General features: G+C 70.3%; 14 protein-coding genes. 10 read left to right on the top strand and 4 right to left on the bottom strand.

Features of this window, described 5'->3' with window-relative positions; genetic code table 11:
• Nucleotides 1-149 precede the first annotated feature (149 nt).
• The 6 genes from V5F75_RS07515 (at nucleotide 150) to ppx (ending at nucleotide 7,316) form a co-directional block, all read left to right on the top strand.
• Nucleotides 150-926 (top strand): SDR family NAD(P)-dependent oxidoreductase, encoded by a 777-nt coding sequence (locus V5F75_RS07515; RefSeq protein WP_394035613.1) that lies wholly within the window; start codon nucleotides 150-152, stop codon nucleotides 924-926.
• Between the two features lie 105 nt (nucleotides 927-1,031).
• A complete protein-coding gene (locus tag V5F75_RS07510) occupies nucleotides 1,032-1,562 on the top strand; it encodes a CDP-alcohol phosphatidyltransferase family protein (RefSeq protein WP_394035615.1) in 531 nt (176 codons plus the stop codon).
• A gap of 95 nt (nucleotides 1,563-1,657) precedes the next feature.
• The gene (locus V5F75_RS07505) at nucleotides 1,658-2,746 is read left to right on the top strand and encodes an AI-2E family transporter (RefSeq protein ID WP_394035617.1); all 1,089 of its coding nucleotides are present in this window, start codon (nucleotides 1,658-1,660) and stop codon (nucleotides 2,744-2,746) included.
• A gap of 4 nt (nucleotides 2,747-2,750) precedes the next feature.
• Nucleotides 2,751-3,506, top strand: coding sequence for a P-loop NTPase family protein (locus tag V5F75_RS07500; RefSeq protein WP_394035619.1), 756 nt, complete (start codon nucleotides 2,751-2,753; stop codon nucleotides 3,504-3,506).
• Nucleotides 3,507-3,583: 77 nt separating this feature from the next.
• Nucleotides 3,584-5,791, top strand: a complete 2,208-nt coding sequence (locus tag V5F75_RS07495) for an RNA degradosome polyphosphate kinase (RefSeq protein WP_394035621.1) — start codon at nucleotides 3,584-3,586, stop codon at nucleotides 5,789-5,791.
• 40 nt (nucleotides 5,792-5,831) lie between these two features.
• The gene (ppx, locus tag V5F75_RS07490; RefSeq protein WP_394035623.1) at nucleotides 5,832-7,316 is read left to right on the top strand and encodes an exopolyphosphatase; all 1,485 of its coding nucleotides are present in this window, start codon (nucleotides 5,832-5,834) and stop codon (nucleotides 7,314-7,316) included.
• 1,188 nt (nucleotides 7,317-8,504) lie between these two features.
• On the opposite strand, the gene V5F75_RS07485 is transcribed toward ppx, so the two are convergent.
• The 3 genes from V5F75_RS07485 to V5F75_RS07475 form a co-directional block, all read right to left on the bottom strand.
• Entirely contained in the window at nucleotides 8,505-10,253 is a 1,749-nt protein-coding gene (locus V5F75_RS07485; protein ID WP_394035624.1) for a formate--tetrahydrofolate ligase, read from the bottom strand.
• A 176-nt stretch (nucleotides 10,254-10,429) separates the two neighbouring features.
• Nucleotides 10,430-11,632, bottom strand: a complete 1,203-nt coding sequence (locus V5F75_RS07480) for a GGDEF domain-containing protein (RefSeq protein ID WP_394035626.1) — start codon at nucleotides 11,630-11,632, stop codon at nucleotides 10,430-10,432.
• An 88-nt stretch (nucleotides 11,633-11,720) separates the two neighbouring features.
• A complete protein-coding gene (locus tag V5F75_RS07475) occupies nucleotides 11,721-12,122 on the bottom strand; it encodes a hypothetical protein (RefSeq protein ID WP_394035628.1) in 402 nt (133 codons plus the stop codon).
• A 75-nt stretch (nucleotides 12,123-12,197) separates the two neighbouring features.
• Between V5F75_RS07475 and V5F75_RS07470 the strand changes: the two genes are divergently transcribed.
• The 4 genes from V5F75_RS07470 (at nucleotide 12,198) to radC (ending at nucleotide 15,683) form a co-directional block, all read left to right on the top strand.
• A complete protein-coding gene (locus V5F75_RS07470) occupies nucleotides 12,198-13,112 on the top strand; it encodes a diacylglycerol/lipid kinase family protein (protein WP_394035630.1) in 915 nt (304 codons plus the stop codon).
• Nucleotides 13,113-13,230: 118 nt separating this feature from the next.
• The gene (sfsA, locus tag V5F75_RS07465) at nucleotides 13,231-13,944 is read left to right on the top strand and encodes a DNA/RNA nuclease SfsA (RefSeq protein ID WP_394035632.1); all 714 of its coding nucleotides are present in this window, start codon (nucleotides 13,231-13,233) and stop codon (nucleotides 13,942-13,944) included.
• 112 nt (nucleotides 13,945-14,056) lie between these two features.
• Nucleotides 14,057-14,884 carry a type I methionyl aminopeptidase gene (map, locus tag V5F75_RS07460; protein WP_394035634.1) on the top strand — a complete coding sequence of 276 codons (828 nt, stop codon included), beginning with the start codon at nucleotides 14,057-14,059 and terminating at the stop codon, nucleotides 14,882-14,884.
• A 94-nt stretch (nucleotides 14,885-14,978) separates the two neighbouring features.
• Entirely contained in the window at nucleotides 14,979-15,683 is a 705-nt protein-coding gene (radC, locus tag V5F75_RS07455) for a RadC family protein (RefSeq protein WP_394035636.1), read from the top strand.
• A gap of 513 nt (nucleotides 15,684-16,196) precedes the next feature.
• On the opposite strand, the gene V5F75_RS07450 is transcribed toward radC, so the two are convergent.
• Nucleotides 16,197-17,102 (bottom strand): TorF family putative porin, encoded by a 906-nt coding sequence (locus tag V5F75_RS07450; protein WP_394035638.1) that lies wholly within the window; start codon nucleotides 17,100-17,102, stop codon nucleotides 16,197-16,199.
• Between the last annotated feature and the right edge of the window lie 15 nt (nucleotides 17,103-17,117).

The raw sequence follows: 17,117 nt of genomic DNA, 5'->3' as shown, positions 1-17,117 counted from the left end.
GTGAACGGTGCACCCTTTCCGCAGAACATGGCAGCAGCATGGCTACTCGGCTAAGCTTCCACCACAATGCGCCGGCGGATGGACGCTTGGTTTCCGCCGCGTTATCCAGCACCGGCCACGGCCCCGCTTTCCGCCCGCAGGAGGATGACATGTCCCAGCACCTCGACCCCCGTACCCTCACCCTCCTGGTCACCGGCGCCACCTCCGGCATCGGCGCCGCCACGGCGCGACGCTTCGCCGAGGCCGGCGCCCGCGTCATCGCGGTGGGCCGCCGGGCCGAGCGCCTGGACGCCCTGAAGGCGCAATACGGGGACCTCGTCCACACCGGCGTGCTCGACACCCGCGACCTGCACGCGACGCGGGACTTCGTGGACGCCCTGCCCGAGCCCTTCCGCGCCTACAATATCGTGTTCGCCAATGCCGGCCTCGCCCTCGGCCTGGAGCCGGCCCAGGCGGCGAAGATCGAGGACTGGGACGACATGGTGGACACCAACGTCTCCGGCCTGCTCTACACCGTGCGCTCCACCCTGCCCGCCATGGTGGCGCGGGGCGAGGGCCACGTGGTGCTCACCGGCTCCGTGGCCGGCGACTATCCCTATCCCGGCGGCAACGTCTACGGCGCCACCAAGGCGTTCGTGAAGCAGTTCGCGCTCAACCTGTGGGCGGACGTGGCCGGCACCGGCGTGCGCGTCACCAACATCGAGCCCGGCCTCACCGAGACCGAGTTCTCCGTGGTGCGCTTCCACGGCGACAAGGACCGCGCCGACACCGTCTATGCCGGGGCCCAGCCCATGACCGGCGAGGACATCGCCGAGCAGGTGTTCTTCGCCTGCACCCTGCCCCGGCACGTGAACATCACCCGCATCCAGGCCATGGCCTCGCAGCAGGCGTTCGGCCCGCTGGCGGTGAAGCGCAACCCGGCCTGAGCGGGACGCACGGGCCGGCGGCGCGGAAAGCCCCGCGCCGGCCATGAGGAGGCCCGCCGCCCGGCCGGGCGGCGCGGCGCACGACAAGACGAGGGAGACGGCGGCGTGAGCGTGCCCAACCTCATTACACTGTTCCGCATCCTGCTGGTGCCCACCATCGTGTGGGCCATCGGCGTGGGCGAGATGCAGCTCGCCTTCTGGCTGTTCCTCGCCGCCGGCCTCTCCGATGCGCTCGACGGCTTCATCGCCAAGCGCTTCAAGATGCAGACCGAGCTCGGCGCCTATCTCGACCCGGTGGCCGACAAGGCGCTGCTGGTGTCCATCTACGTGGCGCTGGCGGTGGTGGGGCTCATTCCGCGCTGGGTGGCCATCGCCGTCGTCTCGCGTGACGTGATGATCGTGGGGGCGGTGGTGCTCTCGCTGGTGATGGCGAAGCCGGTGGCGATCCGCCCGCTGCTGGTCTCCAAGCTCAACACCGCCGCGCAGATTTCCTTTGCCACCTTCGTGCTGGCGAGTTCCGGCTTCGACGTGGCGGTGCCGCAGGCCTTCTCCCTCGGGCTGGTGGCGGTGGGGCTCTTGACGGGGCTTTCGGCCGCTGCCTATCTCGCGGAATGGATGCGCCACACGGCCAGTTGAACGGCGAGCCCGGCGGGCGGGGCGAACGCCCCGCGCCCGCGCTGCCCGTGCACGCCGCCGCCGCTCCGGCGGGCCACGACGAGCGGGGGGAGCCCATGCCGGTTCGGATTCGCCTGTGGTTCTGGTTCGGCGCGCTGGCGGCGGTGGTGGCCTCGATGTGGCTGCTCAGCGGCATCCTGCTGCCGTTCGTGGCGGGCATCGTGCTCGCCTATTTCCTCAACCCCATCGTGATTCGCCTCCACCGGCTCGGCGTCGGGCGCACCATCGCCTCGCTGGCGGTGGTGGTGGTGATGCTGCTGGTGGTGGTGCTGTTCTTCCTGCTGGCGCTGCCCATCCTCGCCTCGCAATTGTTCGAGTTCATCCAGCGCCTGCCGGCCTACGTGGCGCGGCTCCAGGGCCTGCTAACGGAAGAGAACCGCGAGTGGCTGAGCCACATCGTCGGCGACCGGCTGCCCGACATGCAGCGCTCCATCTCCGAGCTGATGACCCAGGGCGTCACCTACCTGCTCGGGCTGCTGTCCTCGGTGTGGGCCGGCGGGCAGGCGGTCATCTCCATGTTCGCGCTCATGGTCGTGACCCCGGTGGTGATGTTCTACATGCTGTGCGACTGGGACAGCATGGTGGAGTTCGTGGACGGCCTGGTGCCGGTGCACCACCGGCAGGCGGTGCACGGCCTCGCCCGCGACATGGACGGCGCGGTGGCCGGCTTCGTGCGCGGGCAGGCGCTGGTGTGCCTCGCGCTCGGCATCTACTACGCCGTCGCCCTCTCCATGACGGGGCTGAACTTCGGGCTGCTCATCGGCATCGTCTCGGGGGCGGTGTCGTTCATCCCCTACGTGGGCTCGCTTACCGGCCTCGTGCTCTCCACCGGCGTCGCCATCGTGCAGTTCTTCCCGGACTGGACCATGATCGGCATCGTGCTCGCCATCTTCGTCACCGGCCAGACCATCGAGGGCTACGTGCTCTATCCCAAGCTGGTGGGCGACAGCATCGGCGTGCACCCGGTGTGGCTCATGTTCGCGCTGCTGGCGTTCGGCTACCTGTTCGGCTTCGTCGGCCTGCTGCTGGCGGTGCCGCTGACGGCGGTGGCGGGGGTGCTGGCGCGGTTCGCCATCGCCCAATACCACGCCTCCTCCCTCTACCGCGGCCCGGTCGACGACCCGTCGGCGCCGGAGGGGCGCTGAGCCCATGGCGGCCCGCGATCTCGCCCCGCGCCAGCTTCCGCTCGAATGGCCCGCGCAGCCGGCGCTGCGGCGCGAGGATTTCCTCGCCGCTCCCGGCAACGCCGCCGCCCTCGCCCTCATCGACGCCTTCCCCGACTGGCCCTCGAAGGTGGCCTGCCTGGTGGGGCCAGAGGGGGCGGGCAAGAGCCACCTCGCCGCCATCTTCGCCGCCCACGCCGGCGCCAGGATCATTCCCGCCCGCGCGCTCGACCGCGACGGCGTGCCGGCCGCCCTCGACACCGGCGCCCTGGTGCTGGAGGACCTCGACACCGGCCCGGTGGAGGAGGCGGCCCTGTTCCACCTGCTCAACCTCGCCCGCGAGCAGGGCGCCTTCCTGCTGATGACCACCCGCACCCCGCCGGCGAAGCTCGCCTTCGCCACCGCCGACCTCGCCTCGCGGCTGCGGGCCGTGCCGGTGTTCGAGATCGCGCCGGCGAACGACGACCTGCTCGCCGCGCTGCTGCTGAAGCTGTTCGCGGACCGCCAGGTGGCGGTGGACGAGGCCACCGTGAGCTACCTCCTGCTGCGCATCCCGCGCTCGGTGGCCGGGGCGCAGAAGGTGGTGGAGGAAATCGACCGCGCGGCCCTCGCCGCCCATCGGCCGGTCACGCGCGCCCTCGCCGCCCAGGTGCTGAAGGCGCGCCCCGACCTCGCCGCCGCGGAGGACGACGGCGAGGACGAGGCCGACGCACCCCCGCCGGGAGGCCCGCCGCCGCAGTGACATGCGGCCCTCGCCGATCCGTCATAGAGTAGTCACCTAACACGGCCATGGTCCGCCCGGACATCAGGGAGCCGACGATGAGCGCACAGGAAGCCGCCGCCTTGCAGGAAGACGAGATCCTCCCCGAGAACGCCCGGAGCGCGACCGTCGAGGAGGCGCTCGCCCTGGCGCAGTCGCCGCACCGCTTCATCAACCGCGAGATCTCCTGGCTCCACTTCAACCGCCGGGTCCTGGAAGAGGCCTCCAACCGCAGCCACCCGCTGCTGGAGCAGCTGCGCTTCCTCTCCATCTCCGCCAACAATCTCGACGAGTTCTTCATGGTCCGCGTGGCGGGCCTGAAGGAGCAGATCCGCGAGGGCGTGCAGACCCGCAGCCCCGACGGCCTCACGCCTTCCGAGCAGCTCACCAAGATCATGGCGAGCGCGGCCCAGCTCATCGCCGACCAGCAGACGCGCTGGCGCGAGCTGCGTGGCGACCTCGCGGGGGCGGGCGTGAGCCTGGTGGACGGTGCCGACGCCTCCGCCAGCGACCGCGCGGCCCTGGAGAGGCACTTCCTGAACCACGTGTTCCCGGTGCTCACCCCCCTCGCCATCGATCCGGCGCATCCCTTCCCGTTCATCCCCAATCTCGGCTTCTCGCTGGCGCTGCAGCTGGTGCGCGAGTCCGACGGGCGGGGCATGAACGCCCTCATCCGCGTGCCCGCCAAGGTGGAGCGCTTCATCCGCCTGCCCGACAGCGCCGTCACCCCCGGCGCCCGCTTCATGACCCTGGAGCAGATGATCGGCCTGTTCATCGACAGCCTGTTCCCCGGCTACAAGGTGAAGGGCCAGGGCGTGTTCCGCGTCGTCCGCGACAGCGACCTCGAAATCGAGGAAGAGGCGGAAGACCTGGTGCGCCTGTTCGAGACCGCGCTGAAGCAGCGCCGCTACGGCGAGGTGATCCGCATGGAGGCGGACGCCGCCATGCCGGAGGAGCTGCGCAACTTCGTGGCCCGCGAGCTGGGCGTGCACGATGACGAAATCTTCGTGGTGAACGGCGTGCTGGCGCTGAACGAGTTTTCCCAGCTCGTCTCGGTGGATCGGCCGGACCTGAAATTTCAGGCCTACAATGCCCGATTTCCCGAACGCATTCGCGAGAATGGCGGAGACTGCTTTCTTGCCATTCGCGAAAAGGACATTCTTGTTCACCACCCTTATGAATCCTTTGACGTGGTGGTTCAGTTCCTTCGCCAGGCCGCAAGAGACCCCAACGTCGTCGCCATCAAGCAGACCCTCTACCGAACCTCCTCCGACAGCCCCATCGTGAAGGCGCTGGCGGAAGCCGCCGAGGCCGGCAAGTCCGTGACCGCGCTGGTGGAGCTGAAGGCCCGCTTCGACGAGGAAGCCAACATCCGCTGGGCCCGCGACCTGGAGCGCGCCGGCGTGCAGGTGGTGTTCGGCTTCATCGAGCTGAAGACCCACGGCAAGCTCTCCATGGCGGTGCGCCGCGAGGGCGGCACGCTCGCCACCTACGTGCACGTGGGCACCGGCAACTACCACCCCATCACCGCGCGCATCTACACCGACCTGTCGTTCTTCACCGCCGACCCGGTGATCGCGCAGGACGTGGCGCGGGTCTTCAACTTCATCACCGGCTATGCCGAGCCCGGCGAGCTCGACGCCATGGCGGTCTCCCCCGTCTCGCTCAAGCCGCGCCTGCTCCAGCACATCCGCGAGGAGATCGAGCACGCGCGCGCCGGGCGGCCGGCGGCCATCTGGCTGAAGTGCAACTCGCTGGTGGACCCGGTCATCATCGACGCCCTCTACGAGGCGAGCGGCGCCGGCGTGCAGGTGGACTGCGTGATCCGCGGCATCTGCTGCCTGCGCCCCGGCATCCCCGGCCTCTCGGAGAACATCCGGGTGAAGTCCATCGTCGGGCGCTTCCTGGAACACTCGCGCATCTACTGCTTCGGCGCCGGCCACGGCCTGCCGAGCCCGCACGCGCTGGTCTACATCTCCTCCGCCGACCTGATGCCCCGCAACCTCGACCGCCGGGTCGAGACGCTGTGCCCCATCACCAACCCGACGGTGCACGAGCAGGTGCTGGACCAGATCATGGTCGCCAACCTTATCGACAACCAGCAGAGCTGGCGGGTGTTGCCGGATGGCTCCTCGGAACGCATAGTCCCCGCGCCGGGCGAGGAACCTTTCAACGCCCATCAATATTTCATGACCAACCCGAGCTTGTCAGGACGTGGAAAGTCTCTCAAGGATTCTTCGCCGCGCAGTCTTCTCGTCCGCCGCTGAGGCGGTCGACGATCCCCACCGGGCGCCGGGACGGCTGTCGGTGGGGGCGCCCGTCGCGGTGATCGACATCGGTTCCAACTCCGTGCGCCTGGTGGTGTACGAGGGGATGAACCGCGCGCTCACCCCGGTTTTCAACGAAAAGGCGCTTTGCGGCCTCGGCCGCGAGGTGCTGTCCACCGGCCGGCTGGCCGAGGACGCGGTGCAGCGCGCCTTCTCCGCGCTGCGCCGCTTCAAGGCGCTGTGCAACGCCATGGGCGTGGGCGCCATCCACGCCCTCGCCACCGCCGCCGCCCGCGACGCGGAGAACGGCCCCGCCTTCATCGCCGAGTGCGAGGCCATCTGCGGCACCACCATCGAGCTGCTCACGGGCAAGCGCGAGGCGGAGCTGGCGGCCTGCGGCATCCTGGCCGGCGTGCACGAGCCCGACGGCGTGGTGGGCGACCTCGGCGGCGGCTCGCTGGAGCTGGTGAACGTGAAGGACGGCCGCATCGGCACCGGCATCACCATGCCGCTGGGCGGCCTCGCGTTGCAGGACCGCTCCTCGCGCTCGCCGCGCAAGGCCGAGAAGATCATCAAGGAAACCATGCCCGACGCGGGCGTGCTGAACGATCTCGCCGGGCGCACCTTCTACGCCGTCGGCGGCACATGGCGGGCGCTGGCGCGCCTGCACATGTTCCAGAAGGGCTATCCGCTGCACGTGATGCACGGCTACGTGATTCCCGCCCGCGAGGCGCTGGACTTCACCCGCATCGTGCACCGGGCCGATGCCGAGACGCTCGCCCATATCGACGTCGTCTCCGACGCCCGCCGGCCCCTGCTCGCCTATGGCGCGCTGGTGCTGGAGAACGTGGTGCGCCTGGGCCGGGCCTCGCAGGTGGTCATCTCCGCCCTCGGCGTGCGCGAGGGCCTGCTCTACTCCCTGCTCCCGCCCGAGGCGCGGGCCGAGGACCCCCTGCTGCTGGCGGCGGCCGAGCTCAACATGCTGCGCTCGCGCTCGCCGCGCCACGGCGGGGAGCTGGTGGGCTGGACCGACGCCTTCTTCGCCTCCTCCCCCGTGCTGGAGGAAAGCGCCGACGAGACACGCCTGCGCCAGGCCGCCTGCCTGCTCTCCGACGTGAGCTGGCGCGCCCACCCCGACTACCGGGGCGAGCAGAGCCTCAACATGATCGCCCACGCGGCCTTCGCCGGGCTCGACCACGCGGGCCGCGCCTATCTGGCGCTCTCGGTCTACTTCCGCCACGTGGGCATCGGCGCCGACGATGCGGAGACCCGCATCCTGGAGATGGTGAGCACCGGCCAGCTCGACCGCGCCCGCATCCTGGGCGGGGCCATGCGGGTGGCCTACCTGCTCTCCGCCGCCATGCCGGGCACCCTGCCGCGCACGTCGCTGGAGGTGCGGGGCGAGCAACTGGTGCTGAGCATGCCGCGCGACCTCGCGTCGCTGGTGAACGAGCGCGTGCAGGCCCGCCTGCGCCAGCTCGCCAAGCTCATCGGCCGCGAGCCGCAGACCGAGGTGATCGACTAGCGCATATTCAGGCGAAGCGGATACCGGTTCGCCTGAATATGCGTGATATCAATAGTCTAGAGCGATTTCCGCGAACCAATGCGAGCGGAAATCGCTCTATCTCCGGCGGGCGCGCACGGCAATGGCGGACCCCCCGCTCATCTCTTTAGGGCAGCGCCCTGGAGCCTCCGGCGAGCCTCACCCCGGCGCACCGGAGGAGACCATGCCGGCCCGCATGCGCCGCCGGAAGCGCCCACCGCCTGCCCCGGCCCGCCGGGCAAGGCCATCCGGAGCCGGGCCGCGTCTCGCCTGACGCCTCGGCGGCGCGCAGCCGCACACGGCCGTCCGCACACGCCACGGCCGGGAACACGAACGTCGCCAAGGCATCCCGCCAGCGCGCTCGCTTCAGCCTTCAGCCACGTCAGCAGGCTTCGGGCCCGTCAGGTTTTCGGCTGACTGAAGGCCTCAGCGCCTCCCCCTGTCGAAACAGCGCCCCTGCGATTCGCAGTGCCATGGCCGAGAACACGAACGTCGCCAAGGCATCCCGCCAGCGCGCTCGCTTCAGCCTTTCGCTGGGTCGGCGGGCTTCAGGCGCGCCAGTCTTTCGGGTGACCGAGGGCCGCAGCGCCTCGCCGCTCTCAAGACAGCGCTCAACCGGCGTTCTGCGATTTGCAATGGCACGGCCTCAAGCGCGGGCGTCGCCCAGACATCCCGCGCCGGCGCGGCCCTCTCAGGTGTCCCGGAAGTCGGCCCTTCAGCCATTACCGTTCACGGCATCTCGCGAGCCGTCGAACAGGCAGCCGGGCCGCGACGGTCGACCCGCGCGACGGCGGCAGGCGCGAACGTCGCCCGACACGTCGCCCCGATGCCTCTTCCATGGGCCTCACGCGAACCGGTCCCGCCGCTGGCCGGGGCCCGCGGTCCCTCGCACGCCGTGCGGGCGGCGGAGCAAGCTTCCCTCAGGCGTCACGGGAGCCGGGCTTCGGCCGTCAGCGCCGGCAGAGTCCCGCCAGTTGCCGCAGCAACGCTGGGCCGGGCGTCGCCGCGGGCCCACGTCACGGCGGAGAGCGCATGCGTCACCCCAGACATCCATCGGTTCCGTCACGCAGCCGGTTTCGGCTGGCCGAAGCCGGCGGAAGCACCGGGCCGGCGGGGACCGGAGGCCGAAGCCCGGCCTTCATGCCCATCCCGGCCCGAAGGCGCCGCTCCTCAGGACAGGCCGGCGATGAAGCCGTCGGGCGTGACGAAGATGTGCTCCGCCGCCGGGTGGGAGGGCAGGCCCGGCATGGTCATGATGTCGCCGGCCAGCGCCACCACGAAGCCGGCGCCAGCGGAGAGCCGCACGTCGCGGATGGGCAAAGCGTGGCCGCTCGGCGCGTTGCGCAGGGTGGGGTCGGCCGAGAAGGAATACTGCGTCTTCGCCATGCACACCGGCAGGCGGCCGAAGCCCGCCGCCTCGAACTCCCGCAGCCGGCTCAGGGCGGTGGCGGAGAAATCCACCCGCCCGGCGGCGTAGATCTCCCGCGCCACGGTCTCGATCTTGTCCTTCAGCGGCATCTCGTCGGGATAGAGGAAGCGGAAGTCGGCGCCGCGCGCGGCAAGGTCCATCACGGCGCGGGCAAGGCCCTCGGCGCCGCGCCCGCCATCAGCCCAGTGGGAGCAGACGTGGACCTCCACCCCCATGTCCGCGAGGGCGCCGCGCACCGCCTCCACCTCGGCCGCCGTGTCGGTGGTGAAGCGGTTGAGCGCCACCGCCACCGGCAGGCCGAACTTGGCGAGGTTCTCCACATGGCGCCTGAGGTTGGCGGTGCCGGCCACCACCGCTGCCACGTTCTCGGGCGCCAGTTCCTTCACCGGCACGCCGCCATGCATCTTCAGCGCACGGATGGTGGCCACCACCACCGCCGCCGAGGGCGCGAGCCCCGCCTGCCGGCACTTGATGTCCAGGAACTTCTCGGCCCCGAGATCGGCGCCGAAACCGGCCTCGGTCACCACATAGTCGGCCAGCGCCAGGGCGCTCTTGGTGGCCATCACGGAATTGCAGCCGTGGGCGATGTTGGCGAAGGGCCCGCCGTGCACCAGAGCGGGCGTGCCCTCCATGGTCTGCACCAGGTTCGGCTGGAACGCGTCCCGCAGCAGCGCCACCATGGAGCCGATGCTGCCGAACTCGGCCGCGCTCACCATGCGGCGGCCGCGGGTCTGGCCCACCACCATGCGGGAGAGGCGGGCGTCGAGGTCTTCCAGGCTGTCGGCGAGGCAGAAGATGGCCATCACCTCGCTCGCCACCGTGATGTCGAACCCGTCCTCGCGCGGGAAGCCGTTGGCCGGGCCGCCGAGGCCGACGGTGATGGCGCGCAGGGCCCGGTCGTTGAGGTCCATCACCCGCCGCCACGCGATGCGCCGGGCGTCGAGGTCGAGGCCGTTGCCCCAGTAGATGTGGTTGTCGATGAGGGCCGACAGCAGGTTGTGCGCGGCCGAGATGGCATGGATGTCGCCGGTGAAGTGCAGGTTGATGTCCTGCATGGGGATGATCTGGGCGCGCCCGCCGCCGGTGGCCCCGCCCTTGGCGCCGAACACCGGGCCGAGGGAGGGCTCGCGCAGGCACACCGCGGTCTTGGCGCCGAGCCGCGAGAGGGCGTCGCCGAGGCCGATGGTGGTGGTGGTCTTGCCCTCGCCCGCCGGAGTGGGGCTGATGGCGGTGACGAGGATGAGCCGCCCCTGCCCCGCCCCTTGCCCCGTCCCCTGTTCTGGGCCCTGCCCCGCGCCCTCCCCCGTCCGCGCGTCGAGATCGGCGATGAAATCGAGCGAGAGCTTGGCCTTGTAGGGGCCGTGGCGGAAGATGGCGGCGGCCGGAATGGCGAGCCGCGCCGCCACGTCCTCGATGGGCAGCGGCGTCACGCTGGCCGCGATGGCGGCATCGGAGGCCGGATCGACAGGACGGGCGGTTCTTTGGTGCATCAGAAGATTCCCAGGCAGGCTTGCGCGCCGACCCTAATGCACCCTTTGCTTCTCCCGCAACGCGGCAGACGAGGAGAAACCGTCGGAAAAACCGCCCGGCGGCGCAAAATCCACGCGCGGAGAGGGAAAACGGTCGCCGCACGGCCCGGTTCCGGGCGGAATCCCCGATTTTGCCCTCAGGGGTGGGGCACCTCGGGCGCGAGCAGGCTGCGGTCGCGCCCCGCGCGCTTGGCGGCGTAGAGCATGCGGTCGGCCCGATGGATGGCCTCGGCCAGGGTCTCGGTCGGCCCCACCTCCGCGACACCGAAGCTCACGGTCACGGCCCGCCCGTCGCTCAGGTCCTCGATCACCATGTCGCGCACGGCGCGGCGCACGCGGTCGGCGATGGCGAGCGCCTTCGCCCCCTCGGCACGCGGCAGCAGCAGAACGAACTCCTCCCCGCCGAACCGCGCCGCCACGTCCCGGTGCCGCAGCTCGGAGGAGAGCAGCTCCGCGAACTGCCGGAGCACGCGGTCCCCGGCGGCATGGCCGAAGCTGTCGTTGATGGCCTTGAAGTGGTCGAGGTCGCCATAGGCGACGCTGAGCGGCCGCATCTCGGCATCGGCCCAGACCTGCCCCGCCTCCAGGAGGAAGCCGCGCCGGTTGAGCAGGCCCGTCAGCGTGTCCACCCCGCTCTCGCGCCGGAAATCCTCGATCAGGTCCAGCGCCACGGCGAGGAACAGCATGAGCGCGATGAGCAGGCCGGCGATGAAGACGGAGAAGTTCAGCACCTGCCAGAAGGCGCTGTCGGCGAAGCCGCGGCGCATCTGCACGGGATCGGCGCCGGCGGCGATGAGCTGGTCGTAGCGCGCGAGTTCTCCGGCGATGGGAGCGGTCAGCACGGTCCGCACGAAGAAATGCAGGCCGAACAGCAGCAGCACCCAGAAGAAGGCGCGGTCGAGCACGCTCCGCTCGGCCCGCGCGCGCACCCGCAGCGCCGCCGCCACCACGATGATGCCGTAGCCGAAGTTCTGCACGTAGATGCGCGCCAGCAGGCTGGGCTCCACGTAGAAGAAATAGATGCTGAGCCCCACCACCGCGACCGAAAGGGCGGCCGTGAGCCGCTCGCGCCCCGGCCCGCCGAACCTGAGGCCGATGCCCTTCACCAGCAGATAGATGCACAGCGTGTAGACGGCGGTGGACACCACCGCGTTCAGCCCGCTGTCGCGCGGGATGAACAGCATCTGCGAGAGCGCCGCGACCATGAAGCAGAAGAAGGCCAGCGACAGCAGCAGGATATAGGCGCGCTCACGCCGGTGGAGCCAGATGCCGAGATAGAGCGCGCTGAGGAAGAAGGCGACGATCGGCCCAGTGTAGAGATAAAGGCCCCCCGCGGGCATGATCGTCTCCACTCCCCCACGCCCCGCACGGGGGGCGCGAAACCGCAGCGCGAGGCTCTATCTTCGCAGGGGGGGAAGTCAAGCGCCGTCAGCGCTTGTAGAGCCAGAGCCGCAGCTCGTCCTTCAGGCGGCGGAAATCGTAGAAGGTGAAGGCGAGGAGAGCGGTGGCGGCGAGCGCCAGCAGCGCCGAGACGGCGCCCGGCCATTCGAGCGCCGAGGCGCAGAAATCATAGACGAGATAGGCGAGCAGGGCCGTGACCGCGAACGCCACGCCGAAATAGATCCGCGGGTCGAGCCGCGCGAGGGCGATGCCCACCCCCACCCAGATGACGGCGGCCACCAGGATCGCCCAGCCCCAGCCGAGCCCGAACTGACGCGCCACGAAATTGCCGCCCGCGCCGCACAGGAGGACGAAGCCGACGAGCAGCAGCAGCCCGGCGCGCAGGCGGAGGATGGAGGCCTTCTGCGCTCCGGTCGATGGGCTGGACATGATGCCTTTCCTTAAGGTGAGATCGCGGGTCCCGGACGGGGGCCGCCGGGGACGGGGACGCGTACGATGCGGCGAATGCTCGTGGTACTCAATGCCAAAGCGGGCCATCTGCTCGATCTCGGGGCCGAGCCGATGCGCCGGCAGGTGGATTCCGCCCTCTCCCGCGCCGGCATGGACGTGAAGGTGGAGGTGGCCGCCGGCGACGATCTCGCCGCCCTCCTGCGCGAGGCGCCCGAGGCCGGCTACGACACCGTGGTGGTGGGTGCCGGCGACGGCACCCTTTCCGCCGCCGCCGCGCTCTATGCCAATACAGGAACCGTGCTCGGCGTGCTGCCGCTCGGCACCATGAACCTTCTCGCCCACGATATCGGCCTGCCGCGCGATCTTGCGGGCGCGCTCGCCGCCCTGGCGGACGCCCGGCCCATGCGGATCGACCTCGGCACCCTCAACGGGCGGCCGTTCCATTCGGTCTCGGGGGTGGGCTTCTTCAGCCAGATGGCGCTGGCACGCGAGCAGGAGCGCGAGCGGCACGGGCGCGTCGCGGGCTGGCTCATCGCCTTGGCCAAGGCGGCGTTCCGGGCCGGGCGGATGTCGCTGGAGCTGGAGCTGGCCGGCGCCTCACACCCGGTGGAGGCCTATGCCGCGCTCGTCACCGTCAACGCCTTCGACGCGCCGGGCCTTCACCGCTCGCGGCTCGACGGCGGGCTGCTGGAGGTGCTGGTGGCGGAGGATCGCGGCGCCCTGGCGCGGCTGAGGGCGGGGGCCGACGTGCTGGTGGGCGGCTGGCGCGACAATCCCGGCATCCACGTGCTCACCGCCCGGCGTGTCACCATCCACGCGCGGCGCAGCCGGGCCTGGGTCGCCACCGATGGCGAGGCGGCGCGCGAGAGCCTGCCGCTGCGCTATGCCATCGCCCCCGGCGCGCTGAACCTGCTGGTGCCGCGCGCCGCGCCCCAGTGGCGCGTGCACGTGCGGGAGGACATCACCTGAGCCGCCGGGCGGGGATCGCGGGCGGGGCCGCCGCCCTCTATGGTGGCCCGGTCCCTTCCCGCCGAGTCGCCGCCATGCGTTCCGAAATGCCCCATCCCTTCCACCCGCGGGCGGCCTGATGCGCTTTCCCGCCCCGCTCATGCCCGCGCGGCTGGTGCGCCGCTACAAGCGCTTCCTCGCCGACGTGGTGCTGGAGGACGGCACCGAGACCACCGTCCACGTGGCCAATTCCGGCGCCATGCTGGGGCTGGACGCGCCCGGCAGCCGGGTGTGGCTTTCCCGCAGCGCCAGCCTCACGCGCAAGCTGCCCCTGAGCTGGGAGCTGGTGGAGGCCGACTTCGGCGCCGGGCCGGAGCTGGTGGGCGTCAACACCATGCACCCCAACGCCCTGGTGGCGGAGGCCATCGCCGCCGGGCAGGTGGCGGGCCTTTCCGGCTATGGCCGGCTGCGGCGGGAGGTGAAATACGGCGTCAACAGCCGCATCGACATCCTGCTGGAGGAGGAGGGGCGCCCCGCCTGCCTGGTGGAGGTGAAGAACGTGCATCTCATGCGCGCGCCCGGCGCCGCCGAGTTTCCCGATTGCGTCACCGCGCGCGGGGCCAAGCACCTGGTCGAGCTTTCGGCCGAGGCGCGGGCCGGGCGGCGGGCGGTGATGGTCTACATCAGCCAGATCGGCTCGGCCCGCGCCATCGGCCTCGCGCGCGACCTCGACCCGGCCTATGGCGCCGCCTTCGACGCCGCCCGCGCGGCGGGGGTGGAGGCCATGGCGCTCGCCTGCGCGATCACGCTCGAAGGCATAAAGGTCGCGGCCGAAATCCCCATGATCGGCTGAAAGGCGGCCCGGCGCTTGCTTTGGCGGCGAGTTGGCATAAATCTTGGGGGTACAGCATCCGACAGAACGGTTCCGGCCACGCCCCGGCGGCGCCCGGCGAGAAGGCGACATCATGACCTACGTGGAAGCGGCGGACGCGCCGCTCAGAAAGACCGGACACATCAAGCTCTACGGGCCCGAGGGCTTCGAGGGCATGCGCAAGGCCGGCCGCCTCGCCGCCGAGATCCTCGACGCCATCGCCGAGATGATCGGGCCGGGCGTGACCACCGCCGCCGTCGACACCCTGGTCTATGATTACGCCGTCGCCCGCGGGGCCTATCCGGCGACCCTGATGTACCGCGGCTACCGCTACTCGGTGTGCACCTCCATCAACCATGTGGTGTGCCACGGCATGCCCAACGCCAAGCCGCTGCGCGAGGGCGACATCGTGAACGTGGATGTCACCGTGGTGCTCGACGGCTGGTACGGGGATTCGAGCCGCATGTACGCCATCGGCGAGATTCCCCGCCGGGCCGAGCGGCTGCTGGACGTGACCTATGAATCCATGATGCTCGGCATCGCCGCCATCAAGCCCGGCGGCCATGTGGGTGACATCGGCGCCGCCATCCAGGAATTCGTGGAGCCCCAGCACATGAGCGTGGTGCGGGACTTCTGCGGCCACGGCGTGGGCCGGGTGTTCCACGACGAGCCCAACATCGTGCACGTGGGGCGCCGGGGCGAGGGCCCGCAGCTGGTGCCGGGCATGATCTTCACCGTGGAGCCCATGATCAACCTGGGCCGCCCCCACGTGAAGGTGCTCTCCGACGGCTGGACCGCCGTGACGCGGGACCGCTCGCTCTCCGCCCAGTTCGAGCATGCCGTGGGCGTGACCGAGACCGGGGTGGAGATCTTCACCATCAGCCCCAAGGGCTACCACAAGCCGCCCTACGCCACCGCCTGACGGCGCGGGCATGGCCCGGCGGCGGGAAATCGCGCACCATGCGGGCGGATCGATTCGCGCCCGCGTGTCCGCGGGCGGCGGGGGATGAGGACCCATGGCTGGAGAGCCCGAAGGCGGCCTGAACGAGGCGCCGCACTTTCACGGCCACCGCGACCGCCTGCGCGCCCGCTTCCGCGAGGCCGGCGCCCAGGCGCTGGCCGACTATGAGCTGCTGGAGCTGATCCTGTTCCGCGCCATTCCCCGGCGTGACGTGAAGCCCCTCGCCAAGGCATTGCTGGAGCGGTTCGGTTCGTTCGCGGAGGTCATCACCGCCCCCGCCCTTCTCCTGGCCGAGATGCCCGGCGTGAAGGACGCCGTAGTGACCGAGCTGAAGCTGGCCGAGGCCGCCGCCCAGCGGCTCGCCAAGGGGCAGGTGAAGCGCCGCCCCGCCCTCTCCTCCTGGAGCGCGGTGGTGGATTATTGCCGCACCGCCATGGCCTATGCCGACCGCGAGCAGGTGCGGGTGCTGTTCCTCGACAAGCGCAACCAGCTCATCACCGACGAGGTGCTCCAGACCGGCACGGTGGACCACGCCCCCGTCTACCCGCGCGAGGTGGTGAAGCGGGCGCTGGAAGTCTCCGCCTCCGCGATCATCCTGTGCCACAACCACCCGTCCGGCGACCCGACCCCTTCCCGCGCCGACATCGACATGACCAAGCGCATCATCGACGTGGCCAAGCCGCTGGGGATCGAGGTGCACGACCACATCATCGTCGGCAAGGACGGCCACGCGAGCCTCAAGGGCCTGCGGCTGATCTGAAACCGCCGGCTCCGGTCCCGGCTGGCGCCAGATGGGTGCGTTCGGGTTGCTGGGCAGGCTGATCCGAGGCCCTGTGTCAGGCCCACGCCGTTTGGCGCGACACGCTCCGCGCGGGACATTCGCGAGACGCCTTGCGCGCCCGGCAGTCCGCGCACGATGCCCTCCAGCCGAGTACGCCGGCCTCGCGACGGCCGTCGACATGCCGTAACGTGGCACGCCGCAAGGCGGCATGCTTCCCCCGCCGGGCCTGTATGGCGGCGCGCCGAGAGGCGGCCTCTGGCGGCGGCGTGCCGCGAGGGGACCGGCCGATCCATCCGCCTCTCGAGCACACATGCCGGGCGCACGCGACCTCTGAGCAGCGGACGCCCCCTCGCGCATCGCTCCTGCGGCGGGCACGGGCCGCGCTGCGCCGTGGCGAGATGACCGGCACAGCGACGCGGAGAGGCCCGCGCAACAAAAAGGGCGCCGCGCGATCACGCGGCGCCCTGTTCCGTCGGGAGACGGAGGTTCAGATCACTTCAGCGCGTTCAGGCTGGTGTCGATCGAGAGGCTCGCCACGAAGCGATCGCCGCAGGCGTTCGAGAGGCCGGACACCTGGCCGCAGGTGTTGAACGAGCCGTTGGGCAGGTAGCCCTCGGAGAGATCCGAGCCGTAGTAGCGCAGGTCGAGGGTGGCAGCCTTGTAGGTGAAGGCGGCGCCGACGTTCCAGGTGGTGTAGGAGGGCAGCTCGTAGTTCGCAACGAAGATGTTGCTGTAGTTGGTCGTGCCCAGCCACTGGTAGCCGACCTCACCCGACACGTAGAAGCCGACGTCCTTGACGGGGCTCCACTTGGAGAAGTCCACCTTCAAGGTACCGGACAGGTAGGTATCGTCCGAGCCGGTGCCCACATAGTTGCTGGAGTAGTACAGGTTCGCGCCGACGGTGAAGATGTCATTGATGACATAGGTCGGCTTGAAGTACACTTCCCAGTAATTCATGTTCGCGGCGGGCACGCCCAGCGCGTAGGAATTCTCGGAGAGCTGGCCGGGATAGTAGTAGTAGACGTAACCGACGTCGAGGGTGAGGCCACCCCAGGTGTGACGCAGGCCGCCGTAGATGTCCATCTCGGCGGACGGATCGGTGAGGCCAGTAACCTGGTAGTTGTTGATGACCGCCGGGAAGTTCACGCTGGACATGAACAGGCCGCCGTACACCCAGTCGAACAGGCGCAGCTCGGCATAGCCCTGCACGGCCGGATCGCCGTTGGTCTGGGTCATGCCGCGGAAGATGTAGTCGCTGGTGAGCTTGGCGCCGAACGCGAGGTCCCACACGGGAGTGGGCTCAGGAGCAGGGGCCGCCTTGACGGGCATGGTCAGGTCGGCGGCCGAGGCCGAGCCGGCGATGAGCATGGAAGCGGCGACCAGTGCAATCTTCTTCATATGTGTTTACCCCCG

The sequence above is a fragment of the Xanthobacter albus genome, from assembly GCF_043194895.2.
GTDB lineage: Bacteria > Pseudomonadota > Alphaproteobacteria > Rhizobiales > Xanthobacteraceae > Xanthobacter.
This window is presented reverse-complemented; position numbering and strand designations above follow the sequence as displayed.